At 73.6% G+C, this 23,847-nt stretch carries 20 protein-coding genes; 11 read left to right on the top strand and 9 right to left on the bottom strand.

Going from position 1 to position 23,847, the window contains the following annotated elements; all coding sequences use genetic code 11:
* The first annotated feature begins 15 nt into the window (after positions 1-15).
* The 5 genes from LRP67_RS19945 to LRP67_RS19925 are packed head-to-tail and all read left to right on the top strand — an operon-like array spanning position 16 to position 9,981.
* Positions 16-2,157, top strand: a complete 2,142-nt coding sequence (locus LRP67_RS19945) for a hypothetical protein (RefSeq protein WP_231271889.1) — start codon at positions 16-18, stop codon at positions 2,155-2,157.
* On the top strand, positions 2,154-3,407 hold the full coding sequence (locus tag LRP67_RS19940; RefSeq protein ID WP_231271888.1) for a contractile injection system tape measure protein: 1,254 nt from the start codon (positions 2,154-2,156) through the stop codon (positions 3,405-3,407). Before LRP67_RS19945 ends, LRP67_RS19940 begins: the two co-directional genes overlap by 4 nt.
* The gene (locus LRP67_RS19935; RefSeq protein ID WP_231271887.1) at positions 3,404-4,735 is read left to right on the top strand and encodes an ATP-binding protein; all 1,332 of its coding nucleotides are present in this window, start codon (positions 3,404-3,406) and stop codon (positions 4,733-4,735) included. The genes LRP67_RS19940 and LRP67_RS19935 overlap by 4 nt, the downstream gene beginning before the upstream one ends.
* A gap of 3 nt (positions 4,736-4,738) precedes the next feature.
* Entirely contained in the window at positions 4,739-9,679 is a 4,941-nt protein-coding gene (locus tag LRP67_RS19930; RefSeq protein ID WP_231271886.1) for a hypothetical protein, read from the top strand.
* Entirely contained in the window at positions 9,658-9,981 is a 324-nt protein-coding gene (locus tag LRP67_RS19925) for a hypothetical protein (RefSeq protein WP_231271885.1), read from the top strand. The genes LRP67_RS19930 and LRP67_RS19925 overlap by 22 nt, the downstream gene beginning before the upstream one ends.
* Before the next feature lie 3 nt (positions 9,982-9,984).
* Here the strand turns inward: LRP67_RS19925 and LRP67_RS19920 are convergent, their stop codons facing one another.
* Positions 9,985-10,347, bottom strand: a complete 363-nt coding sequence (locus tag LRP67_RS19920; RefSeq protein WP_231271884.1) for a hypothetical protein — start codon at positions 10,345-10,347, stop codon at positions 9,985-9,987.
* A complete protein-coding gene (locus LRP67_RS19915; RefSeq protein ID WP_231271883.1) occupies positions 10,344-11,204 on the bottom strand; it encodes a hypothetical protein in 861 nt (286 codons plus the stop codon). The genes LRP67_RS19920 and LRP67_RS19915 overlap by 4 nt, the downstream gene beginning before the upstream one ends.
* A gap of 104 nt (positions 11,205-11,308) precedes the next feature.
* On the opposite strand from LRP67_RS19915, the gene LRP67_RS19910 reads away from it, so the two are divergent.
* Entirely contained in the window at positions 11,309-12,109 is an 801-nt protein-coding gene (locus tag LRP67_RS19910; protein WP_231271882.1) for an IclR family transcriptional regulator C-terminal domain-containing protein, read from the top strand.
* 17 nt (positions 12,110-12,126) lie between these two features.
* On the opposite strand, the gene LRP67_RS19905 is transcribed toward LRP67_RS19910, so the two are convergent.
* Positions 12,127-13,584: an amidohydrolase family protein gene (locus tag LRP67_RS19905; RefSeq protein ID WP_231271881.1), complete on the bottom strand. Its 1,458-nt coding sequence runs from the start codon at positions 13,582-13,584 to the stop codon at positions 12,127-12,129.
* Between the two features lie 152 nt (positions 13,585-13,736).
* Between LRP67_RS19905 and LRP67_RS19900 the strand changes: the two genes are divergently transcribed.
* From LRP67_RS19900 to LRP67_RS19890, 3 genes are read left to right on the top strand one after another with little or no spacing between them, the layout of a single operon-like run.
* Positions 13,737-14,882, top strand: a complete 1,146-nt coding sequence (locus tag LRP67_RS19900; protein WP_231271880.1) for a CaiB/BaiF CoA-transferase family protein — start codon at positions 13,737-13,739, stop codon at positions 14,880-14,882.
* Positions 14,883-14,904: 22 nt separating this feature from the next.
* Positions 14,905-15,705 carry a citryl-CoA lyase gene (locus LRP67_RS19895; RefSeq protein ID WP_231271879.1) on the top strand — a complete coding sequence of 267 codons (801 nt, stop codon included), beginning with the start codon at positions 14,905-14,907 and terminating at the stop codon, positions 15,703-15,705.
* Positions 15,706-15,707: 2 nt separating this feature from the next.
* Positions 15,708-16,688: a zinc-binding dehydrogenase gene (locus LRP67_RS19890; protein WP_231271942.1), complete on the top strand. Its 981-nt coding sequence runs from the start codon at positions 15,708-15,710 to the stop codon at positions 16,686-16,688.
* A 4-nt stretch (positions 16,689-16,692) separates the two neighbouring features.
* Here LRP67_RS19890 and LRP67_RS19885 read toward each other — a convergent pair whose 3' ends face one another.
* Positions 16,693-18,096: a cystathionine beta-synthase gene (locus tag LRP67_RS19885; protein WP_231271878.1), complete on the bottom strand. Its 1,404-nt coding sequence runs from the start codon at positions 18,094-18,096 to the stop codon at positions 16,693-16,695.
* Between the two features lie 97 nt (positions 18,097-18,193).
* Here LRP67_RS19885 and LRP67_RS19880 point away from each other — a divergent pair, with 97 nt between their 5' ends.
* Positions 18,194-19,177, top strand: coding sequence for an SGNH/GDSL hydrolase family protein (locus LRP67_RS19880; RefSeq protein ID WP_231271877.1), 984 nt, complete (start codon positions 18,194-18,196; stop codon positions 19,175-19,177).
* Positions 19,178-19,282: 105 nt separating this feature from the next.
* Here LRP67_RS19880 and LRP67_RS19875 read toward each other — a convergent pair whose 3' ends face one another.
* Together LRP67_RS19875 and LRP67_RS19870 are read right to left on the bottom strand one after the other, a co-directional pair.
* Positions 19,283-20,161 (bottom strand): Bax inhibitor-1/YccA family protein, encoded by an 879-nt coding sequence (locus tag LRP67_RS19875; protein ID WP_231271876.1) that lies wholly within the window; start codon positions 20,159-20,161, stop codon positions 19,283-19,285.
* Between the two features lie 161 nt (positions 20,162-20,322).
* The gene (locus tag LRP67_RS19870; protein WP_231271875.1) at positions 20,323-20,973 is read right to left on the bottom strand and encodes a cyclopropane-fatty-acyl-phospholipid synthase family protein; all 651 of its coding nucleotides are present in this window, start codon (positions 20,971-20,973) and stop codon (positions 20,323-20,325) included.
* Positions 20,974-21,050: 77 nt separating this feature from the next.
* Here LRP67_RS19870 and LRP67_RS19865 point away from each other — a divergent pair, with 77 nt between their 5' ends.
* Positions 21,051-21,833 carry a hypothetical protein gene (locus LRP67_RS19865; RefSeq protein ID WP_231271874.1) on the top strand — a complete coding sequence of 261 codons (783 nt, stop codon included), beginning with the start codon at positions 21,051-21,053 and terminating at the stop codon, positions 21,831-21,833.
* On the opposite strand, the gene LRP67_RS19860 is transcribed toward LRP67_RS19865, so the two are convergent.
* The 3 genes from LRP67_RS19860 to LRP67_RS19850 all read right to left on the bottom strand — a co-directional run.
* Positions 21,814-22,707: a hypothetical protein gene (locus LRP67_RS19860; RefSeq protein ID WP_231271873.1), complete on the bottom strand. Its 894-nt coding sequence runs from the start codon at positions 22,705-22,707 to the stop codon at positions 21,814-21,816. The two genes, LRP67_RS19865 and LRP67_RS19860, sit on opposite strands and share 20 nt — an antisense overlap.
* Complete coding sequence (locus LRP67_RS19855; protein WP_231271872.1) at positions 22,704-23,249, bottom strand: SigE family RNA polymerase sigma factor; 546 nt, start codon at positions 23,247-23,249, stop codon at positions 22,704-22,706. Before LRP67_RS19855 ends, LRP67_RS19860 begins: the two co-directional genes overlap by 4 nt.
* Before the next feature lie 76 nt (positions 23,250-23,325).
* A partial coding sequence (locus tag LRP67_RS19850) for an HNH endonuclease signature motif containing protein (RefSeq protein ID WP_231271871.1) occupies positions 23,326-23,847 on the bottom strand: 522 nt, incomplete at its 5' end.

Genomic DNA, 23,847 nt, shown 5'->3' with positions numbered 1-23,847 from the left:
AATGAGGACCCAGCCATGACCGTCACCGACGTCACGACCTTCCCCGTCTTCACCGGCGGCCAGACCCTGACCGCCGACGAGCTCAACGACGAGCACGAGCACCTCGTCGCGCGCGACCGGGTGCTCGGCCGCACCCTCGGCTTCGGCATCGCCTGCGGCCTGACCGGCACCGTGAACACCGCGGGCACCGAGCTCACGATCGCGGGCGGACTGTGCGTGGACCAGCGGGGCGAGGCCATGCTGCTCACGCCCGAGGCGGCGGCCGCCCAGGGCCGGATCCCCTTGGAGCCGACGGTGACCCCGGACGAGTCGTTCCCGTTCGTCACGGGCACCGACGGCTACTCGGTCGTGCTGGTCGCGCGCCATCTCGAGGGCGAGAGGGCCGGCTGCGGCGAGGACGGCTGCGCCGGCCACTCCCGACTCGACAGCCTGCGCCCGGAGGTCGTCGTGGTGCGGGGTCGGCTGGAGGCCCAGACCACGGACTTCAGCCAGGAGAGCCTGCTCACCGGCTTCACCCCGATGACGATCGCCGGGACGGGCACGATCACCGGGCCGTTCGTGTCGCTGAAGGGCGCGATCGTCGAGCGGGTCGGTGACGCGCTCACTCCGGCGGCGCGCCAGAAGCTGAGCGACCTGGCCCTCAACGGCACCGACCTGCTCGCCCTGCAGCAGTACAAGGCGGCGTACCTCAACCAGGTCTACTTCGCCGCCCTCGACCTGCTGCGCTTCCGGGCGCTGGTGAAGGTGACCTGCCTGCGCGACACCGCGACGCCGGGCGTCGTGCTCGGCTGGGTCACCCGGGTGGGAGGCACCTGGACCTGGGACTGCGCCCACCGCCACCACTGGGAGCCGCCGACCGGGCTCACGCAGGCGTTGCTGGGCGGGACCTGTCAGTCGCCCGACCAGCTCTGGGTGGACCGGCTCAACAACGTGGTGCTCTCGTTCAACCCCCCGTCGCCGCCCAAGCCGGCGGACCCGCCGTCCACCTTCGACCCGGGCCTGGTGCATCTCTGCAAGAGCAAGAAGTGCGAGCTATACCCCTACCCCGGGAAGGTTCTGATCCCCGACTGGCGGACGCGCTGGACCGAGGTCCGCCCGATCTGGGTCGACCCGCTGTGGGACCCCGACCCGACCACGGAGTGGGTCTTCGAGGACGCCTACCACGACGTGACGCTCGCCGGCCACCTGGTGCTCACCGACCTGGTCGGGACCCCGGCGATCGCGGTCATGGACGAGGTGTCCAAGCACATCCTCGCCACCGGGGTGCAGCCCCAGGTCGCGGTGATCACCCAGCAGGACGCCGCCAAGAACAAGGCGATCGCGTTCACCGGGGCGGTCACCCCGGACGACCAGATCATGCTCGTGAAGGACGACCAGGGCAAGCTCGTCGGCGTCGGCCGCATCGCCGCCGCCAAGACCCTGCAGCAGGTCGGGACCGCGCTCCCACTCGCCACCTCGCAGGCGCAGGCGGCGTACGACGCCACCCAGGGCTTCGAGACCGAGCTCGCCACCGTGCAGGTCGGTCTCGGCACCGTCCAGCAGGCCCAGCAGGGCCTGGACCGGTGGCGGGCCACGGTGGAGGTCGACCTCCGCGACGTGCTGCCCCGCGTCCGCACCCAGGTCGCCTCGCTCCTGGCCGAGCACCAGCTGACCGTCTCGACCGTCGTCGACGACCTCGTGGGCGACAAGGTGTCGGCGGTGGTCAGCGGCTACGAGGAGGTGCTCAAGCAGCACGGCGAGGCGCTGATCACGGTGCAGGAGCAGGTGGGCAGCGCGCAGCAGGAGCTCAACCGCTACACCGGCCGGATCGACACGCTCTACAGCAAGACGATGCTCAAGGACCTGGGCGGGCGCGAGGCGGTGGTCGGCAGCGGCGTGGTCGAGGTCATGCGCACGATGCGCGACGCCCTCGAGGCCACGGCCACCGACGACCAGCGCGACAGGATCCGCCCGCACCTCGCCGCCGCCGACGACGGCCTCGCCCGGATGGAGGCCACGATCGCCGCCGGCGGCAGCGGCCTCGACGAGAACCCCGCGACCCTGACCAATGTGCTCACCTCCCTGGCCGACGGGCTGGCCGGGGTCGGTGCGCCGGCGGCGCAGGTGAAGGCGGTGCGGGCCCAGGCCGCCGCGCTGGAGAGGCAGCTGCAGCGGTGAGGCCGCACGAGGTACGCCGGCTGCGGATCCGGCCCGGTCCGGGCCCGGACGGTCCGGCCCGCGCCCGCCGCCTCACCGACGTGGCGCACCGGCTGCTCGGCCGCGAGCTGGACCGGGCGCTCGCGGACGTGCTGCCCGTGACGGAGCGGCGGGTGGAGCTGCCTGCGGTCCGGGTGCGGATCGAGCTCGACCCCCGCGACCTGGACGACGAGGCGCTCGCCGTCGTCTGGGCCGGCCTGGTGCGGCGCGAGGTCGTCCGGCTGCTCGCCGGCCAGGGCCGACTCGCGGCCGGTGTCGACGTCCCGGAGGCACCGGCCGGGTGGTCGCCCTCCGCCCCGCCGGCCCTCCCGGACCCGAGCGCCGTACCTCCGGCGGGGGTGGCGGTCGCGGAGCTCGCCGACTTGCTGCGGGTGCTGTCGGCCGCCGCGCGCGCGCCGTCGCCGGCCGACCTGCGCGGGCTGCGCCTGCGCACCGGCGACGAGGCCGTCGTCGTGGAGGCTGTGGCGCGGCTCGCCCCGCGCGAGCGGGCGCCGGCGCTGGCCCTGCTGGCGCACACGGGGCTCGACGTCGCCCGGCTCGCGTCCCTCCCCCATGTCGATCCCGCCTCGCCCCTCGCCCAGGGCCCGGCGACCGGCGACACCCCCCGGCCGGGCGCCGCGCCCGCCGCCGCGACGGCAGGGCAGGACTCGTCGGCGCAGGGCGCGACCGTCGAGCCGGGCGGCACCCACCCCGAGCCCGGGGCCCACCCCGCCCTCTCGTCGTACGGCGGCCTGGTGCTGCTGCACCACCGGCTGCGCGGGCTGCTCGAGGGCGCCGTCGCGGCCCAGCCGGACGCGGACCCGGTGGCCGCGCGCCTCGACCTGCTGGTGGCCGTGGCGCAGGAGCGCCCGCGACCCGACGACGTGCGCCCGGCGCGCGACGACCCGCTGCTGCGGCTGCTGGCCGGCGACCCGCGGTGGTCCGAGCCCGACGGCCACCCCGCCACCGGCGTCGCGCCGGAGCGCGAGGCCGCCGAGGCGGTGCTGCGCCGCTTGGCCGGCGATCTCCCGGGCTTCGCCGCCTCCACGCCGGACTTCGTCCGCGAGCAGTGGCTGCGCCGACGGGCGCTCGTCGCATCCGAGCGGGACGCCGTGCTGCTGCGGCTCGAGCGCCGCCCGCTCGACCTGGTCCTGGACGCGCTGCCCTACCCCATCGGTGCGCTGCGGCTGCCGTGGACGCCGACCCTGCTCGTGGGCTGGGAGGCGCCGTGACCCTGCCCGCACCGCACGCCGCCGAGCTCGCCCGGGCGATGGACGCCCTCGAGCTGCTGGTCGCCACCCGTCTCGAGGAGCGTCGCGGCGGCACGGGTCCGGGCGGCCTGCTCGGGCGACGGCCACCGCAGGCGGGCGACGAGGGGCTGCCCGACGCGGCGGTCTTCGACGGGCACGGCCCCCTGGCGGAGGTCGTGCGCGCCGGAGGCCTCGGCGTCGCGGAGGCCGTGATCGTGACGGCGGTCCTGGCGCGCGAGGTCGACGACCGGTTCGATGCGCTCTACGCACTGCTCAGCGACCGGCCGGGTGCGGCCGGGCTCACCGGCGAGGTGGCGCGCACGCTGGTCGCGCGCTCCCCCGCGGCCCGGCTGGAGGCCCCGATGCTGCTCGGCGCCGCGGCGCCGTTGGTCTCCGCCGGGATCGTCGAGCTGGCGCCGGCCCGCCCCGCGCTGTCCGGGGACCTGCGGGCCACCGACGACTTCCTGCAGTGGGCGCTGGGTCGTCCCACGCTCGGCGGCCCCGACGAGACCTTCCCGGCCCGGCCCCTGCAGACGGTCCATCGCCTCGGCGACGTCGTCGTGCCCCACCCGCAGGCCGCGGCGCTGCGCGGGCTGGTCCACCGGATCCGGGACCGCCGTACCGTCGTCGAGGAGTGGGGGTTCGGGCGCCACCACGACGCCGTCTCCGGGCTGGTTGCGCTCTTCCACGGGCCCTCCGGCACCGGCAAGTCGATGGCCGCGGCCGCGATCGGGCGCGAGGCCGGCCTGCCGGTGTGGCAGGTGGAGCTCTCGCACATGGTCTCCAAGTACGTCGGCGAGACGGCCAAGCAGCTGGGGCGGGTCTTCGACCGGGCGGCCCGCGAGGGCTGGATGCTGCTCTTCGACGAGGCCGACGCGGTCTTCGGCAAGCGCACCGAGGTCTCCGACGCGCACGACCGCTACGCCAACCAGGACGTGAGCTACCTCCTGACCCGCCTGGCCGACCACCCCGGGACGGTGGTGCTCACGACCAACCTCCTGGCCAACATCGACGAGGCCTTCCAGCGCCGGCTGCACGTGGTGGTCGAGTTCGAGGAGCCGGGACCGGCCGAGCGCGGGACGCTGTGGTCGCAGGTGCGGCCACCGGCGCTGCCGATCGCCGGCGACATCGACTGGACCGACCTGGCGCGCTCCTACCCGCTCACCGGCGCTCAGATCCGGGACGCCACGGTGGACGCCGCCTACGACGCGGCGGCCGACGGGCGGGTCGTCACGCGCGACCACCTGGTCGACGGGATCCGCGCGCAGTTCGCCAAGGCGGGCCGCACCATGCCGGTCTCCGTGGGGTGAGCCGTGCCCGACCTCGCCACGCCCACCCTGGCGACGCCCGAGGCCGGCACGGCGACGACGGCCCCGGCCCGCGACCACCGACCCAGCCCGCTGCCGACGCTCACCGTCCCGGCCGGCGGTGAGGGCCGCCTCGACCTGGACGCCGAGGTCGGCGGGCTGCGAGCGAGGTACGCCGAGTGGCGCGGCGGCAGCGGACGGCTGGTGGCGACCGGGGAGGGAGCGTGGTCGGACACGACCGCGGTCTTCGCGATCGACGCCGGCGGGCGCGCCGTCGCCCCGGTCTCGCTGACGACCGGGGTGCGCGTGGTCGGCCTGCCCGTGGCCACGGTGCGCAGCACCGTCGCGGACTGGGACGGCTCGGCCCCGGTGCCTCTGCCGCGCGTGGTGCGGACCGAGGGGAGCCTGCGGGTCAGCGGCGGGGCGGTCGAGGTGGCGCGGGGGCTGACGGCCACGGCCGCCGAGGAGGTCACAACGATCACACTGCCGCCGTCGCTGGCCGCGCTGGCCGCCGCCGACCCGGTCGCGACCGGCGTACGGGACCTGCTGGGGGCACTGCTCGGCGCCGACGTCTCTCGGCTCTCGCTGCGCGCGGGCGACACCGGCGCGGCGCCCGCCGTCGTCGCCGGCGACGTCGGCCTGGTGCCGGAGGGCGTGCTGCCTCCGACATCGCCCGACGCGGCGCGGGTGCTCGACGCGCTCGTGCGGGCCTGGCTGGCGCACCGCGAGGGCCCGGTCGAGGTGGACGTCGCGCGCCCGGACCCCACGCCGCGCGAGGTGGTCGCCGAGGTGCCGCCCGCGGCCGCTCCGGCCGTCGAGGCCGCCGAGGGCGCCGTAGGCGCAGCCGCGCCGGAGACCGCGGGGGCGCCCCCCGCGGTCTCTCCGCCGGAGGCCGGGGGCGAGGCCGCGGCACCGGCGGTCGACGGCTCGGTCCCGCCGACGTCCGGCGAGGGCGAGACGCCGGCCCCCGTCGAGCTGCTGATGCCGCCCGCGCCCGCCGAGCCCGGGCCCGCGCAGACGGCCCGGATCGGGGCCGTGGGCGGCGCCGCCCGCACCGCGGCCGGCCGGGCCGCCACCCTCCCCCCGGCCGACGCGACGGTGGCCGCGGCCCGCGGCGCCGTCAGCGAGCCGGCGGCCGAGACCGCGGCCCGGGCCGGGGCCGACCTGGCGGCGGCGCTGGGCGAGCGGCCCCCGCCCAGCCCGGAGATCGTCGCCCTCGCCGAGCGCATCCGCAGGGCGATCCGCGAGAAGCGACCGGTCGACGAGGACGAGCTCACCAAGGCCAATATCGAGGGCGCCGCCCAGGAGGCCGGGCAGACGCTCAACACCGCCGTCACCGGCGACGCCCAGCGCGTGCAGGGCTCCTACGCCCCGCTCGCCGCGACGCCGACCGGCACCCCGGCCAGCACCGCCACCCCGGTCACCCCGCCGCCCGCCGGCGTGGCTGACCCGGGCATCGCCGGCCCTCGGGCCGCTCCGGACCCGATCCCCGACCAGAGCCTCTCCCTGGACGCCGACCACTCCCGCGTCGAGACGATGGCCACCGACGCCCGCATCGAACGGCACTCGACCGAGCCGCTGCAGGGGACCCCGCCGTACTCCGCGGTCGCGGCCGACCGCGCCGAGCTCGCCGGCGTCGCCGCCACCGGCCCGCCCGACGTCGCCGCCCAGCAGGCCGCGGCCATCGCGACCGCGCAGGCCGACATGGCGTCCCTGCAGCAGCAGGCGCTGGCCGCCCTGACCTCCTCGCGCGGCGGCACCGTCGCCGGGGTGAGCGCCAGCCAGGGCGGCATGGTCGGCCAGGAGACCGTCACCCGCGAGTCGGTGTCGCGCCAGGCGCAGGCGATCTTCACCGACGCACAGGGTCAGGTGGGCCGGCTCCTCGAGCCGCTGAGCCGCACGGCGCTCGCGCGCTGGGACGCCGAGGTCGCCCGGCTGTCGCGGGAGTTCAAGGACCACCTCGCGCGGGTCCAGCGCTGGATCGACGAGCGGCACTCCGGCGCGAGCGGGTTCTTCGTCGGGATCTACGACGCGGTCGCCGGCCTCCCCGGCTGGGTGGTGCGGGAGTACGACGACGCCGAGCGCCGCTTCGGCGACGGCGTCTGCGAGGTCCTGCTCTCGATCTCCTCCGACGTCAACGGCGTGGTCGCCGCGGCCGAGGCGGTCATCGACAGCGCCCGCACCCGCACCCACGACCTCTTCGCCACGCTCCCCGACGACCTGCGGGCCTGGGCGGAGGGCGAGGAGGCGCGCTTCGCCCGGCAGCTCGACGGGCTGGCCGCCCAGGCCCAGGAGGCGCGCACCTCCTTCGTCACCGACATCTCGCAGCGGGCGGTCACGGCGGTGGCCGAGGTGCAGCACGAGGTCGAGGCGCTGCGCGAGAAGGCGGGCGGGCTGGTCGGGCGCATCGTCGCCGCGATCGAGGCCTTCATCGACGACCCGGTGCGGGCCATCATCAACGGCCTCCTCACCCTGGTCGGGATCCCGCCGGCGTCGTTCTGGGCCCTGGTGGAGAAGATCGGCCAGGTCATCGACCAGATCGCCGACGACCCCGAGACCTTCGCCAACAACCTCGTGGCCGCCCTGCGCCTGGGCTTCGAGGGGTTCTTCGAGCGCTTCGGCTCGCACCTCCTGACCGCCTTCTGGAGCTGGCTCTTCTCCAAGCTCGGCAACGTCGGGGTGACCCTGCCGCGCGACTCCTCGGTCGGCAGCATCATCACCTTCATCCTCCAGGTCATGGGGATCACCTGGCCCCGGATCCGCGAGATCCTGGTGCGCCACGTCGGCGCCCAGAACGTGGCGATCATCGAGAAGGTCTGGGAGCTCGTCAGCCTGCTCATCGAGCGCGGCCCCGACGGCGTCCTGGAGATGCTGCGGGAGAAGCTGGAGCCCGAGGCGATCGTCAACGCGGTGCTCGAGGCCGCCGTGGAGTTCGTCATCCAGGCGCTCGTCGAGCGCGTCGCCCTGCGGCTGCTGGCGATGCTCAACCCGGCCGGCGCGGTGCTGCAGGCGATCGAGCTGATCTACCGGGTGCTGCGCTGGGTGTTCGAGAACGCCGCGCGGATCTTCGCCCTCGTCGAGACCGTGGTCAACGCCGCGGCCGAGATCCTGGCCGGCAACCTGACCGGCGTGGCCACGATGGTCGAGAACGCGCTCGCCCGGCTGCTCCCCCTGGTCATCGACCTGCTCGCCGGCATGCTCGGGCTCGGCGACCTGCCCGAGCAGGTGGCGGCGGTGATCGGGCGGCTGCAGGCGGTCGTCCTGCCCGTCGTCGAGCGGGTGATCGTCGCGCTCGTGACTCGGGGCCGGGCGCTGCTGGCCGCGCTCGGCGTCGGTGGCGGCGCCGGCGAGGGCGGGGAGGACCATGAGCTCGGCGAAAGCGTGCGGTTCTCCGCCGGCGGCGAGTCGCACCGGCTGTGGGTGGATCCGGCGGGCGCCCGGTTGATGGTCGCCTCCTCCCCCACCCCGCTGCAGCAGAAGGTCGCCGAGTGGCGCGCCGAGGTCACCGCCATGCCCGACGACCGGCGCGAGAAGCCCACCGCCGCCGCCCTGCTGAGCGAGCTGGAGCCGCTGATCGTCACCGGCAACCAGCAGGCGGCCGACCTCAAGCAGGCCGGCGCGGCGGCCGAGCACGACAGCGACCCGGCCACCCAGCCTCCCTCCGACGACGCGCTGGAGGCCAACGAGCAGCGGATCGCGACCCTGCTCAACCGGCTCATCACGATCCTGGTCCCCGACGTCGAGCAGATCATCGCCACGATCGTGCCGGTGCTGCCCGGCCACGCCACCGCCAAGGTCGCCGAGCTCAAGCAGGACTGGGCCGGCCCGCTCGAGAACCTCGAGGTGGGCCCGGTCAACGAGCGGCAGAAGCTGCTCCAGAACGTCGCCACCGGCGCGTTCGGCACCCTGGACGCGGGGGCCGGTGCCGGCGCCCTGAGCAGCTCGAGCAACCTGCGCGCGCTGGCGGCGTACTTCGTGGTCGCGCGGCGCGACCGCAGCCCGCAGACCGAGACGTTCCGGGCCTACGTCTTCACCGAGCGGCGCCCGGACCCGCCGCACCGGGTGCGGGTGGCGTTCATCGAGGCGGTCGGCACCGAGGCCGCCCGGATGCTCGCCGACGTCGTGCGCACCGAGCTCGACGCCGGACGCCTCAAGCTCAGCGAGGACGAGAAGACCAAGATCCGCGACTCGCTCGGCCGGGTCGCCTTCCAGATCGGCCCCACCTCCGACCACGGCAACTTCCGCGGCCTGGGCAACCGCGAGCCCGACCACGCGTGGTTCAAGCCCAAGCCCGGCGGCATCCGCCCGGCCGACGGCACCGGCAACCTGGAGTACACGACCGAGTCCGACCAGCGCTTCACGATCGAGACCGCGGACAAGCTGCCGCGTCAGGTCGTCGGTCGCAACCTCACGCTCTACTCCGGGCGCGGGATCACCCAGGACTCGCCGTACTTCATCCCCGGGCAGGGCTTCAACCGTGCGCACGTGATCGCCAACCGGTTCGGCGGGACCGGCTTCGCCGACTGGGGCAACCTGGTCACGACCAGTGCCCACTACAACCACCCGGTCATGTCGGGCGCGGAGAGCCGGATCGTCCAGCACCTCAACGACACGACCGGCAACGGCGAGCGGCGGGTGCCCGGGACGCCGGCGCCGGCCGCCGCGCCGGTGACGTTCACGCTGCAGGTGAACCTCGACTACGTCGCCGTCACCGAGCCGCTGGCCGCCTCCACGATCGCCGGCGACAGCGACCTGCCCGACAAGGACCCGGGGATCCGCGAGGCGATCCTGGCCCGGATCCGCGAGGCCGGGCTCATCGACAAGCTCAAGCGGGTCAAGGACACCCGCTACGACGTCCGCGACATCGCGCCCGCGCTGCCGGGCAAGTCGCCGTCGCTGACACTGACACCCCTGGGAGAGGACCGATGGCTGCTGAGCGGGGAGTGACCCCCGGCCTGGACGCGCTGGCGCGGATCGCCGGCGTCGACCGGGCCTCGTTCGACGAGGACCCCCGGCGGGTGCTGCCGGCGCTGCGCGCCGCGGGACTGGAGCTACTCGACGTGGCCCTGGGGCTGGGGGCGCAGGACGCCGAGCAGCGGGCCGCGGCCGAGGCCAGGCGCGACGAGCTGACCGCCGCCCTCACGGCGGCACCCCGACCGCCGGCTCGGCCGTGGCGCGACGTGCTGCTCGAGTCCCTGGACCGGCTCACCCAGGCCGCCCGCGACCTGCCCCCCGAGGGGCGTGACTGAGGCTCACGTGGCGATGTCGGGATACGGCAGCTCGACGTGGGCCAGCTTGGCGGCGTAGTCGAGCTGCATGCCGAGCGGCTCCTCGAAGTCGCGCTCGAACATCGCGATCCACAGCGTCAGGGTGAGGAAGGGGTGGGCGCCGAGCTCGAAGAGCGCCACGTGGTCGTGGGTGGCCAGCGCCTGCCGCTCGGGGTCGGTGAAGGAGAGCCAGGTGCTCTGCTCGGCGGTGATGCAGTTGAGGATCCGGTTGGCCTCCTCGGCCTCCCACCAGGCGACGGTGCCCGCCGGGTCCTCGCGATAGCTCTCGGTGAGCGCGTGGTCGCGGTCGACGGTGAAGAGGAACTTGTTGACCAGGTACTTGCTCATGCCTCGACTCCATTCGGATACCAGGTGAAGTAGGCCTCCATCGTGTGGAAGAGGTCGAGGTGGTCGGCGTAGTCGGCCTCGGCGTAGCCGGCGATCCCCATCATCAGCATGAAGTCCATGAAGCCGTGCGTGGCGTTTCCCGGCGCGTGCAGGCTGTCCAGCGTCACGTTGGCCAGGCAGCCGTCGATGTCGCCGCTGCGGATCCACTCGACCGCCTTGGCGTCGAAGTCCGGGTCCGGACCGTGCGGACCGAACTGGCGTGGCCCCCCGAGCTCGAGCGAGAGGTGGCCGGTGCCGATCACGGCGACCCGCAATTGGCTGGGCCAGGCGTCGATGAGCTCGCGGATGGTCTGGCCGAACCTCACGAACCGCTCGGGGCGCGGCAGGGGTGGGGCGAAGATGTTGGTGTAGATCGGCACGATCGGCAGGTCGTTCTGCGGACGGACCGTGAAGATCGGGCAGGTGATCGAGTGGTCGACGCGCAGCTCATTGGAGAACGCCAGGTCGAAGCCCTTGTCGATGCCCTCGCGCAGCAGGTACTCCGAGAGCTCCTCGTGGCCCCGGAAGAGGAGCTTGGGGAGACCGAACTCGCGCATCTCGTTCTCCCAGTTGCCGTCGTAGAACGGCGCCTTGCCGACCAGGAACTGCGGCATGTTGTCCAGCCAGAGCTGGTGGAAGTGGTCCGAGCCCACCATCACCAGGAGGTCGGGGCGCATCCGCGTCAGGGTCTCGCGGTACGACGCCACCTTGCTCACCCACTGGGCCGCGAACGGCGGCGCCTCCTCCGGCGCCAGCCGGCTGGTCCGGTAGTAGAACGGGTGGTGGGTCGTGGCCAGGATCGCGACCAGCTTCGCCATTGTCAGCGGCTCCTCTCGTTGGGATGAGACGTACGTTCGTCCGGCATGCGGATCGAGGAGGACCGATGTCGCGTTCTGAGCGTCCGCTGTGCGAACATGCTGACATGGCAGGTCGAGGGCAGAGTGCGGACTTCGTCGAGGCACTGGCCCGCGGTCTGGACGTGATCACCTGCTTCGACGCCACCCGCCGCCAGCAGAGCCTCAGCGAGATCGCCACGGCCACGGGCCTCGCCCGTCCGACCGCCCGGCGGCTGCTGCTCACCCTGGAGGAGCTGGGCTTCGTCCGCTCCGGCAAGGGCGGCTTCGCGCTGACCCCGCAGGTGCTGCGGCTGGGCTCGGCGTACGCGAGCTCGCTCGGCCTGTGGGAGATGGCGCGCCCACACCTGGAGGACCTGGTCGCCCGCACCGGCGAGTCCTCCTCGATGTCGCAGCTCGACGGCTCCGACATCGTCTACGTCGCCCGCGCGGCGGTGCCCAAGATCATCGCGCTGCGCGTCGAGATCGGCACGCTGTTCCCGGCGACGCTCACCTCTCAGGGCAAGGTGCTGCTCGCCGCCCTGACCGCCGAGGAGCGGGAGCAGGTGTTGGCGCTGCCGACCCGCTCGGGCCTGGCGCAGCCGGAGCTCGACCGGGACGCGCTGGAGCAGGAGCTGCGCGAGGTGCGTGCCCGGGGCTGGGCGCTCGCCGACGAGGAGCTCGCGCGTGGCGTCCGCTCGGTCGCGGTCCCCGTGCGCGACGGCGAGGGCGCCGTGCGCGCCGCCATGAACGTCACCGTCCACGCCGCCGAGACCAGCGTCGAGACCCTGACCGGCACCTACCTGCCGATGCTGATCCGGGCCGCCGGCGAGATCTCCGCCGACTGGTCCCTGTGGCTGTCGCGACCGATGACCGAGGCGCATCGCTGATCCTCCCAGCCCTCGGCTCAGCTGCGATGCGTCGAGGAGTCGGCGTAGTCGGTGTAGGTGTAGGGGTTGTCCAGCACCTTGGACTCCGGGATGTCCGGGCTCATGCCGGCCAGCCACTCGTCCTCGCCGAGCGTGCTGCGCAGGTGCTCGATGGTGTCCTCGACCGCCGCGCGCGCCTTCGCCAGGTCGGCGTCGACCAGCCGGTGCTCGTGCTTCACGAGGCGGCCGTTGACGAGCACGGTGTGCACGTCGCCGCGCTGCGCCTGGAAGACGACGTGGCCGTAGGGGTTGAGCACCGGGAACATCACCGGCGAGGCGTCGTTCTTGATCAGCACCACGTCGGCCTTCTTGCCGGCCTCGAGGCTGCCCACGACGTCGTCGAGGCCCAGCGCCCGCGCACCACCGCGGGTCGCCCAGCCCACGACGTCGCTGGCGCGCAGCCCGATGTGGGTGACGGTCTCGTTGACGGCGTGCGCCTCGTGGTGCTCGCGGGTGCGGTCCGAGGACAGCGTCGAGCGCATCGCCGAGAAGGCGTCACCGCTCCACCACACGCTGGTGTCGACCGACAGCGAGATCGGCACGCCGTAGCGGCGCAGGGCCCAGCTCGACGGGTAGCCCTGGCCGCAGCTGGACTCGCTCTCGGCCGACACCGACGCGTGGCCGCCCGTGGCCGCGATCCGGTGGTAGGAGTCCTCGCTCAGGGTGGCGGCGTGGACGTAGACGGTCTCGGGGGTCATGAACCCGTGGTCGTGCATGAGCCGGATGCCGTCGTCGTTGGTGGCACCCCAGACCCCGGCGTGCGTCGTCACCGGGGCGCCCAGGTCGCGCGCGACCTCGAAGGCCGCCCTCTCGGGGAACGCCGGGTCGCCGGTGACGTCGAAGGCCATCTGGAAGCCGAGCATGTCGGTGCGCTTCATGCGGCGCTCCACGAAGGAGCGGAAGTCGGGCGAGGTCGCCCACTCCCACGGGCCGGCCTGGATGTTGCCGTAGGCCAGCACGAACCGGCCCGGCACCTCCTCGAGCGCGTCGACGGCGGCCTCGCCGTGGTCGACCGTCTGCAGGTTGTGCGACCAGTCGACGCTCGTGGTGACGCCCGCCTCGAGCGCCTCGAGACCGCTGAGCAGGTTGCCGGCGTAGATGTCCTGGGGGCGGAAGTGCTTGCCGTGCTCGAGGTAGTTCCACACGAAGTACTGGGTCAGGGTCCAGTCCGCGCCGTAGCCGCGCAGGGCGGTCTGCCACATGTGCCGGTGGGTGTCGATCATGCCCGGCATCACGATCCCACCGGAGGCGTCGACCTCGGCGGTGCCCTCGGGCACCTCCAACGCGGATCCGACGGCCTCGATCCGGTCCCCGACGACCAGGACGTCGGCGTTCTCCAGCACGGTGCGCCGCTCGTCCATGGTCAGGACGGTCCCGCCGCGCAGAACCACGGCGTGGGCACTGGCCACGGACTGGGTGTCGATGCTGTGGGTCATGTCCGGCCTCCGCGTCGGCTCACCGGACAGATGTCCGTGATCGGTACCCTCATGTAACGTCGGTCACGTGTCAAGGCCCGCCACCTTGCCTTGACAGGTCTTGCGAAGCGGACGAGAGTTTGCGGACAGTTGTCCGCAGACGAGGAGTCCCGATGAGCCCAGTCCCGCGCGGACCCCTCGACGGGGTGCTGGTCGCCGACTTCTCCCGAGTGCTGGCCGGTCCCTACGCCACCATGCTGCTGGCCGACCTGGGCGCCGACGTGGTCAAGGTGGAGAGCCCGGCCGGCGACGACACCCGGCAGTGGGTGCCCCCGACGCGCGACGAGGTCGGCACCTACTACCTCGCGATCAACCGCAACAAGCGCTCGATCGCCCTCGACCTCAAGGACGCGGAGGACCTCGAGGTGGCCCACGCCCTCTCCGAGCGCGCCGACGTCTTCATCCACAACTTCAAGCCGGGCGGGCTCGACCGCTTCGCCCTGGGCTACGACGACGTCGCCGGCCGCAACCCGGCCAGCGTCTACTGCTCGATCAGCGGCTTCGGCGCCACCGGCGGTGCGGCGCTGCCGGGCTACGACCTGCTGGTCCAGGGCATGTCCGGGCTGATGAGCCTGACCGGCAGCCCGGACGGTCCGCCGTACCGCGCCGGGATCTCGGTCTTCGACGTGATGACCGGCCTCAACTCCGTGATCGGGATCCTGGCCGCGCTGCGGCACCGCGACGCTACCGGCGAGGGCCAGCACGTCGAGACCAACCTGCTCTCGACCGCCCTCTCCTCGCTGGTCAACCAGAGCTCGGCCTACGTCGCCGGCGGCGTCGTGCCGCACCGGATGGGCAACGCCCACCTGAGCCTGTTCCCCTACGAGCCCCTCGCGACCGGCGACGGCGAGCTGATCGTCGTGGCCGGCAACGACGGCCAGTTCCGCCGTCTCGTCGACGCCCTGGGCGTGCCGGAGCTCGCCGACGACGAGCGCTTCGACCGCGTGGGCCGGCGCAACGACCACCGCGAGGAGCTGCGCCCGCTGCTGCTGAAGGCGCTGGCGCAGCGCTCGGCCCAGGAGTGGTTCGACGTCCTCACCGAGGCCGGCGTGCCGTGCGGCCCGATCAACGACGTGCGGGGCGGCGTCGAGCTCGCCGAGCGGCTCGGCCTGGAGCCGGTCGTGCTCGCCGGGGACGTCCCGACCCTCCGCAACCCGATCCGGATGAGCGCCAGCCCGACCCGCTACGACCTGCCGCCGCCCGCACTGGACGAGCACGGCCACGAGGTCCGGGCCTGGCTCGGCCTCCCGTCCACCTGACCACCGACCGAAGGGCGCCGCCATGGCCGACGCACCACAGTTCCCGACCTCGCTGGGCACCTCCGACCTCGCGACGATGTCGCTGCTGGGCCACGACGTGACCGAGGAGCTGATGGGGCGGGTCTCCTTCGGCGAGCTGGCCTACTGGCTGATCACCCTGGAGCGCCCCACCTCGCAGCAGAGCCGGCTCTTCGAGGCCGTGCTCCTCGGACTGGCCGACCACGGGTTCACCCCCACCGCGATCGCGACCCGGGTGACGCTCCTCAGCGCGCCGGACTCGATCCAGGGGGCGCTCGCGGCCGGGCTGCTCGGCGGCGGCTCGCGGTTCCTGGGCGTCACCGAGGACACCGGCCGCTTCCTGGGCGACGTGCTGGCCGGGCTCGAGACGCCGCCCTCCGACGAGGCCGGCTGGGACGCGGTCGCGCGCGAGGCCGTGCGCGCCCAGCACGAGGCAGGGCGCTTCGTGCCGGGGCTGGGGCACCCCGTGCACAAGGACGGCGACCCGCGCACGCCGCGACTGGTGCAGATCGCCCACGAGGAGGGCCTCTACGGCCCTCACCTGTCGCTGTTCGAGGCCATCGGCCGCACCCACGAGCAGGTGCTGGGCAAGCGGCTGCCGCTCAACGGCGCCGGGGTGAGCGGCGCCGCCCTCGCCGACCTCGGGATCCCGCAGGAGCTGCTGCGCGGGACGGTGCTGCTGGCCCGGTGCGCCGGTCTCCTCGGCCACATCGCCGAGGAGATCCGCAGCCCCGGCGTGGCGGCGGCCATCTACCAGACCGTGGACCGCAACGCGGTCTACGTCGACCCCGAGGCGCGGTCGTGACCATGCGCGCGGCCCTCGTCGACCGGTGCGGGCAGCCGCCCGTCGTCGGCCAGCGCCCCGCGCCGTCGCCCGGGCCCGGGCAGGCCGTGGTCCGCACGGTCACGGCGCCGATCACGCCGCTCGACCTGCTGTGCGCCAGCGGCACGTCGTACTTCGGGGAGCCGGCGACGCCGTACGTCCCGGGGGTGCAGGGGGTGGGGGTGGTGGAGTCGTCGGCCTCGGTGCCGGCCGGGACACCGGTGTGGTTCCCCACGTCGGCCGGGATGGCCCCGGGCGACGGCAGCCTCGCCGAGCGGGTGGTCGTGGCGGACGCCGAGCTGGTGGTCCTCTCCGGGACGGTCGACGAGCAGCACCTCGCCGCGCTCGGGCTGTCGGCCATCGCCGCGTGGACGGCCCTGCTGCTGCGCGGCGGGCTGGAGGCGGGCGACCGGGTGCTGGTCCTGGGGTCCAGCGGAGTCGTCGGGCGGGTGGCGCTTCAGGCCGCCCGACTGCACGGGGCGGGGGCGGTCTGGGGGGCCGCCCTCGAACCCGAGGCCCGCCAGGACGCGCTGGACCTGGGCGCCGACGGGTTCGTGGCGCTTGCCCGCGACGACTCGGCCGAGAGCCTGACCGAGCGCATGTGCGAGACCGTCGGCGAGGTCGACCTGGTGCTCGACCCACTGTGCGGCGTACCGGCGACCGCCGCGCTCGGCTGTCTGGCGCCCCACGGCCGGCTGGTCAACCTCGGCAGCAGCGCCGGTGCCACCGCGACCTTCTCCTCCGCCCAGCTGCGCAGCGGCTCGCGCACGATCCTGGGCTACACCAACAACGACCTCACCGCCGAGCAGCGCAGCGACGCGATGACGCGCATCGAGGAGCACGCCGCCGCCGGCCGCCTGGCGGTCCCCTATGAGGTCTTCGGCCTCGACCGCGTCGGCGAGGCGTGGACCCGCCAGGCCAACGGCGAGATCCATGGCCGCGCGGTCGTCGACCTGCGGGACTAGCGGCTCAGCCGCGGGTCAGGAAGGTCAGCAGGTCCTGGCGGGTGAGCACGCCGATCGGCTTGCCGTCCTCGTGGACCAGTACGGCGTCGGCGTCGCCGAGCAGCGCGACGGCGTCGCGGGCGTCCTCGGTCGAGCCGATCGTCGGCAGCGGCGGAGACATGTGGTCCTCGACAGGGTCGGTCAGGCGGGCGGTGCCGGCGTAGAGCGCATCGAGCAGGGTGCGCTCCGAGACCGACCCGGCCACCTCCGCCGCCACGATCGGCGGCTCGGCGCGCACGACCGGCATCTGCGAGACGCCGTACTCCTGCAGGATGTGCACCGCCTCGGCGATGGTCTCGCTCGGGTGGGTGTGGACCAGCTGCGGCAGCTGTCCGGACTTGCCGTGGAGCACCTCGCCGACGGTCTGCGCCGCGGGCGGCTGGCCGCTGTCGAAGCCGTACTGGCCGAGCCAGTCGTCGTTGAACACCTTGGTGAGGTAGCCGCGCCCGGAGTCGGGCAGCAGCACGACGATGACGGCGTCCTCGCCCTCCGGGGTCCCGGCCAGCTCGTGCGCCACCTGCCGCGCGGCGTACGCCGCCATGCCGGACGATCCGCCGACCAGCAGGGCCTGCTCGCGGGCCAGTCGCCGGGTGAACGCGAAGGAGTCGGCGTCGGAGACCTCGATGACCCGGTCCGCGACGGTGCGGTCGTAGGTCTCGGGCCAGAAGTCCTCGCCGACGCCCTCGACGAGGTAGGGGCGCCCGGAGCCGCCGGAGTAGACCGAGCCGGCCGGGTCGGCGCCGATCACCTTGATCTCGGGGTTCTGCTCCTTGAGGTAGCGCCCGACGCCGGTGATCGTGCCGCCGGTGCCCATGCCGGTGACGAAGTGGGTGATCCGGCCCTCGGTCTGCGCCCAGATCTCCGGGCCGGTGGTCTCGTAGTGGGAGCGCGGGTTGTGGATGTTGGCGTACTGGTTGGGCTTCCACGCGCCGGGCTGCGACGAGAGCCGGTCGGAGACGTTGTAGTAGGAGTCGGGGTGCTCGGGCGCGACCGCTGTGGGGCAGACGACGACCTCGGCGCCGTAGGCCTTGAGCACGTTGCGCTTGTCCTCGCTGACCTTGTCGGGGCACACGAAGATGCACTTGTAGCCCTTCGCCTGCGCGACCATCGCCAGCCCGACGCCGGTGTTGCCGGAGGTCGGCTCCACGATCGTGCCGCCCGGCTGCAGCTCGCCCGAGGCCTCCGCGGCCTCGATCATCCGGGTCGCGATGCGGTCCTTCACCGACCCCCCGGGGTTGAGGTACTCGATCTTCGCCAGGACCAGCGGTCCGCGCTCGGCACCACCGCCGTCCGGGAGGTCGAGCGTGCGCGAGAGGCGCAACAGCGGGGTGTTGCCGATCAGGTCGAGGAGAGAGTTCACGTACTGCACACGTTCAACATAGAGCGCCGTCCGTAGACTGACCTACGTGGGGAGAGCCGGTGCTGCCAGAAAGCTGGCCGCCGCCGCGGCATACGGCGGTGGCGGCGTGTCCGTACTGGGCGGCGGTCTGTACGCCCTCCTGACCGCGGAGGCCAAGCTCGCGCGCAAGGCGATCGGCCGCACGAGCGGCGCCCCGCCCGACGCCACCGGGTGGTACGGCCGGGGGCGCCCCGGCCCCGCGCTGAAGGTCGCGCTCCTCGGCGACTCCAGCGCGGCGGGCTACGGCGTCGACCTGGTCACCGAGACGCCCGGGGCGGTGCTGGCCAACGGTCTCGCCGAGCACGCGGAGCGCCGGGTCTACCTGCGCGCGTTCTGCGTCGTCGGCGCGAAGTCCTCGGAGCTGGACGGGCAGATCGACCGCGCCCTGCCGATCGAGCCGGACGTCGCGATCATCCTCGTCGGCGCCAACGACGTCACCCACAAGATGCTGCCGAGCGAGTCGGTGCGCCACCTCTCCGAGGGGGTACGCCGCCTGGTCGACGCGGGCGTCGAGGTCATCGTCGGCACCTGCCCCGACCTCGGCACCGTCAAGCCGATCGCGCCACCGCTCAAGCAGGTTGCCCGGGCCTGGTCGCGGCGCCTGGCCGCTGCCCAGACCATCGCGGTCATCAACGAGGGCGGGCGCACGGTCTCCCTCGCCGCCGTCCTGGGCGCGGAGTTCGCCGCGGCGCCGGCCATGCTGTTCGGGCCCGACCAGTTCCACCCCTCCGCGAAGGGCTACCACGCCCTGGCGACCGTCCTGCTGCCGTCGGTGCTGGCCGCGCTCGGCCTGGCGCCCGAGGACGAGGCGCAGCCCGAGCCCTACCGCGGGGAGGGTCTGCTGCCCGTGGCCGCGGCCGCGGTCCAGGCCGTCCAGACCCCCGGCACCGAGCTCGACGGCACCGAGGTCGGCGGCAACCGGACCGGCGTACGCGGGCTGTGGGTGGAGCTGCGGCACCGCCGGCGCCGGCCCCAGGCCGAGGCCGAGGGCCCCCAGGACTCTCCCGAGGAGACCGGCGGCGCGCCGGTCGACGAGCCGGTCCAGGCCTGAGCCGCTCGGCAGGCCACGCAGTCAGAGCACGGCGAAGGCCCCGGGGAGATCCCCGGGGCCTTCGCGTTGTCGTTCCTTGGTCGGTCGAGCGTGTCGACCGCCCGCTCAGTCCTGGTTGAAGAAGGCCAGGATGCGCAGCAGGTTGGTGTAGATCCAGACCAGGCTCACCGTCATGGCGAACGCCGCGCGCCACGACTCGCGCTCGGGCAGGCGGTTGGCCACGCCCTGCTCGACGAAGTCGAAGTCCATGATCAGCATGAAGACACCGAGCACCAGGCCGGCGACCGCGGTCACCATGCCGAGGCCGCTGACCCCGAACAGGCCGATCTCGGCGCCGAACATGCTCAGGACGAGCTCCATCAGGCTCAGGCCGATCATGCCGAACACCGCGGCGACGACGAACTTGCGGAACTTGTCGCCGACCTTGATGTTGAGCACCTTGTAGGCCGTCAGCGTCCCGGCGAACGCGGCGAACGTGCCGATGACCGCGCCGGAGACGACACCGTCACCGAACTGCGCGTCGAAGAACTTGCTCAGCGCACCCAGGGCGACGCCCTCGAGCACGCAGAACGCCAGCACGAGGGCCGGGCTGATGACCCGCTTGAACGAGTTGACCATCGACAGGGCGAAGGCGCCCAGGCTGCCGATCGTCATCGCGGCGATCAGGCCGCCGAGGTCCTCGTTGGTGGTGCGGGTGGTGATCTCCGGGGTGAGGATCCAGGTCGCCAGGGCGGCCACGATCACGACGCCGAGGGAGATCCCGGTCTTCTGGACGACCGAGTCGATCGTCATCGGCCCCGATGACTCGGGGGCACGGGTCGGAGTGCCGGGCTGGCCCGGCTCGCCGGTGCCCCAGGTCGAGGGGTCGGTCCCGTACCCCTGGTACGAGGAACCGTTACCGGCGTAGGTCTGGTTGCCGTAGGCGTTCGCGCCGCCGCGCTGGAACTCCTCGGAGCGGGTGAACACCGGGTTGTTGCTCTGCATGGTCTCCTCCTTGGAGGCCTGGTCACCGTCTCCGTGACGGCTGGACCCTGTCTAGACCCTCACTCTATGGGGTCGGTACCGGCTACAACGCCCCCGGGAGCCGGCACGTTCCCGATCAACCTGAGAGATCCCTGTGAGTCCACAGGCTCAGCGCCGCACCGTCAGCGGCGACGAGCGAGGACCACGGTGTCGGTGACCGTGACCGGGGTGCCGTCGATCGTCTGCTCGCGGGTCGGCTCGTCGGCGACGACCACCTCCCACTCCTCCGCCGGCAGCGCGGCCAGCACCCGGTCGGGCCGGAACAGCAGGTCGGGGCGGCCGTGTGGGTTGCGCACGCCGGTCTCGTGGTCGGCGGGGTGGTGTCCGACGACGAGCAGGTGGCCGCCCGGACGTACGGCGGCGCCCATGCGCTGGGTGATCTCGGCGAAGCGGTCGGCCGGCGGGTGCATGAAGTGCACCGAGACCAGGTCCATGTCGCCGGGCAGCTCGTCGTCGGCCATCAGGTCCACGCGCTCCCACGCCACCTTGTCCTCCACCCCGGCCTGCTCGGCGTGCGCCGCCGCCTTGAGCAGCGCCACCTCCGACACGTCGACACCGGTGGCCGCCCAGCCCTGCCGCGCCAGCCAGACCACGTCCGCGCCCTCCCCGCACCCGACGTCGAGCGCGCGCCCGGGCGTCAGGCCCTCGACCTGCTCGACGAGGCGGGGGTTGGGGTTGCCGCTCCAGACGCGGTCGGACTCGGCGTACCGGGCGTCCCAGGTCTCCTGCGTGTACATGTCGGCGAGGTCGCCATGGTCGTGTTCGTGGCTCATGGCAGACACTCTGCCGCTTCAGGTCGACCTGAAGGCAAGGACCGGTTGGCGGGCTTGCTGGCGGGTACCGGTGAGAGATGGACACCTCGACGACCGGCCGCACCCGCACGGGCGACTTGTCGAGCCGAGGCGGCCGCGAACTGGCGTGGGTGGTGCTCGCCGCCGCCGTGCTGGAGGTGGTCGCTCCGCTGGTGACGATCAACGGCCCCGGCTCCTCGCCCGGCGCGGGCTCCGGTCCCGAACTGCTGATCACGCCCGCGGGCTGGGCGTTCTCGATCTGGGGCGTCATCTACACGCTCGCGATCGTCCAGGCGATCGCCGTCCTCGTGGCCGGTCCGGGCGGCGTGCCGCGACGGCTGCAGATCGACCAGATCGTGCTCTACCTCGGCGGCGCGCTGTGGATCGTGCTGGCCGGCCTGGACAGCAGCCTCGCCACCGCCGCCGCGCTGGCCCTCATGCTCGTCGCCGCGGTCGACGGCGTGCTGACCGCCGCCGGCCACTCGATCGGCCCGTCCTGGCTGGCCCTGCTCACCCGCGCGGCCATCGGCCTGTACGCCGGCTGGGTCACCGCGGCTTTCTTCCTCAACGTCTCCACGGCCCTGGTCGACGCCGACGTCGTCGAGGTCGGCGATGTCGCCTGGCAGGTCGTCGTGGTCGGCGTCGCCGTCGCGACCCTCCTGGTCGTCCTCGTCGCCAACCGCGGCAACCTCGCCTACGCCGCCGCCGGCCTGTGGGCCCTCCTCGGCATCGGCGTCACGGGGCTCAGCAACGACACCACCTCCGTGGTCGTCGCGGCCGCCGTGTCCGCGGTCGTCGTGCTGCTCGCCGCCGCCGGCGTGCTCACGAGACGAACTCGGTAGCCGACCCGGCGACCAGCTCCGCCAGCGCCTGGGTGGGCGCCAGGATGCGGGCCCGGTGGTTGCTCGCGTACGTCATCGTCGCCAGCCAGCGACCGTCCGGCAGTTGGCGCGCGGAGGCCACGCCCCGGTCGTCCCGTCCCGGGGGCTCCGGGTAGTGGACGCTCACCACCGCCCCTGGCGGCGCGACGTACCGCAGCCCGCCGACGCGGCCTCCCGGGCGGGCCGAGTGGGCCGTTCGCCAGGTCCCCGAGAGGTCGGGCGCGGGGTCTTCGACCAGGCGCGCCGAGCCCAGCACCCGGCGGAGCACGTCGGGGTCGTGGCCCTCGGCGGTGACGGCGTACTTGCCGGTGAACACGTGGCCCAGCCACTCATCGTTGGTGGCGTAGTGGGAGGCCGGACGTAGGCCGGGGCCGACGCCGGAGTCGAACGTACTTGAGCCGACGACCATGGCGCCGGCCCCGTCCTGGCATGGGTCACGCTCGGCCGGGCCGAACCGGAGCCACGCGAACTCGCACCCCGAGGTGTCGAGCCGCGTCCACTCATCCGGGAGGTCGACCAGGATCCGGGAGCGGTCCTCGTCCTGCCCCACCGGATCGCTCTCGACCAGCACCGTGTGCCACCCGGGCCCCGGGTCGCCGACGTCGACCGCCGTGACGCCCCGGTCATCGACCCGAGCCGGCCTCTCGTCGCGCGAGGTGACGACGGCGACCGGGAGCGCGACCACGAGGACCGCGACGACCGCCGCGGCCGCGAGGGTGCGGCGTCGGCGCTGCCCAGCCCGTGTCCGCGCGCGGTCGGCGAGGCCAGCGACTCCCGGCGCGTCCTCTGCGTTGGCCACCAGCCCGTGAGTCAACCGCTCCTCGAAGTCGCTCATGCCTCCTCCTCCCCGTCCCCCAGCTCCGCACGGAGCGCGGCCAGCCCCCGCGACACCCGCGATCGCACCGACACCTCACGCACGCCGGTGAGCGCCGCGATCTCGGCGTACTCGAGCTGCTCGTAGTAGCGCAGGACCACCGCGGTGCGCTGAGCCTCGGGCAGCGCCCGGCAGGCCCGCCAGAGCCGGCTCCGCTCGTCCGGCTCGAGGCGCGCCGCCTCGACTGCCGGTGTCCTCGTCGAGATGGCGTCCTCGACCGGCGACTCGCGCCGGCGCCATCGGCGCCACCACGAGGTGTGGGCGTTGACGACCATGCGACGCACGTACGCGTCCACGTCCTCGACGCGCCCGATCCGCTCCCAGCGAGGCAGGGCACGGGCCAGCGCGTCCTGGACGACGTCCTCGGCGTCCGCCGCGCTTCCGGTCAGCGTGTAGGCCAGCCGCAGCAGCGCGGGACCGCGCGCCGCGACCCAGTCGTCGAAGGCGGGCACCGCCATGCGCTGCTCCCCTCCGGCCTCGGGCCGGTCCGCGACCGTCTCCACACATCTTCAACGCTCGTGGCCGGAGATGTGTGGCGAACCCTTCGGTGGTCGGGGTGACGCCTGGGACTTCTGAGCCTCACTCGCGCCTGGTGAAGGCGACTCTCCCGCCGGACAGCTGGGTCATGTCGTAGTGGGGGTGGTGGGCCAGGGTGTGGTGACGGTTGCAGAGCAGGGCGCCGCGTTCGACGGAGGTGTCGCCGCCTTGGGACCAAGGCGTGAGGTGGTGGGCCTCGCACCACGCCGAGGGTCTCTCGCAGCCTTCGGCGTAGCAGCCGCCGTGCTGGACCGCGAGCGCGATGCGTTGGGCCTTGGTGTGGAAGCGGGCCTTGCGGCCCAGGTCGAGGACCTGGGACCTGGTGCCGAGGACGGCGGGGATCACGCCGGCCTGGCAGGCCAGCGTGCGGGCCAGGGCGGGGCTGATCCGGGTCCCAGTGTCGAGCTGGGCCGCCTTCAACCCACCCATCAAGGTGTCCAGGGTCATGGTCACCACCACGGTGGCGTCCATTCCGCCGGAGGTCGGGAGCCGGTCGGTCGGGTAGCGCTGCACGTGCTCGATCAGGGCGAGCCCCATGCCGTGCGGGCTGGACCCTTCACCGCC

Source organism: Nocardioides sp. cx-169, from assembly GCF_021083605.1.
In the GTDB taxonomy this organism is placed as follows: Bacteria; Actinomycetota; Actinomycetes; order Propionibacteriales; family Nocardioidaceae; genus Nocardioides.
The sequence above is the reverse complement of the archived record's forward strand: the minus strand, read 5'-3'. Positions and strand labels throughout refer to the sequence as shown.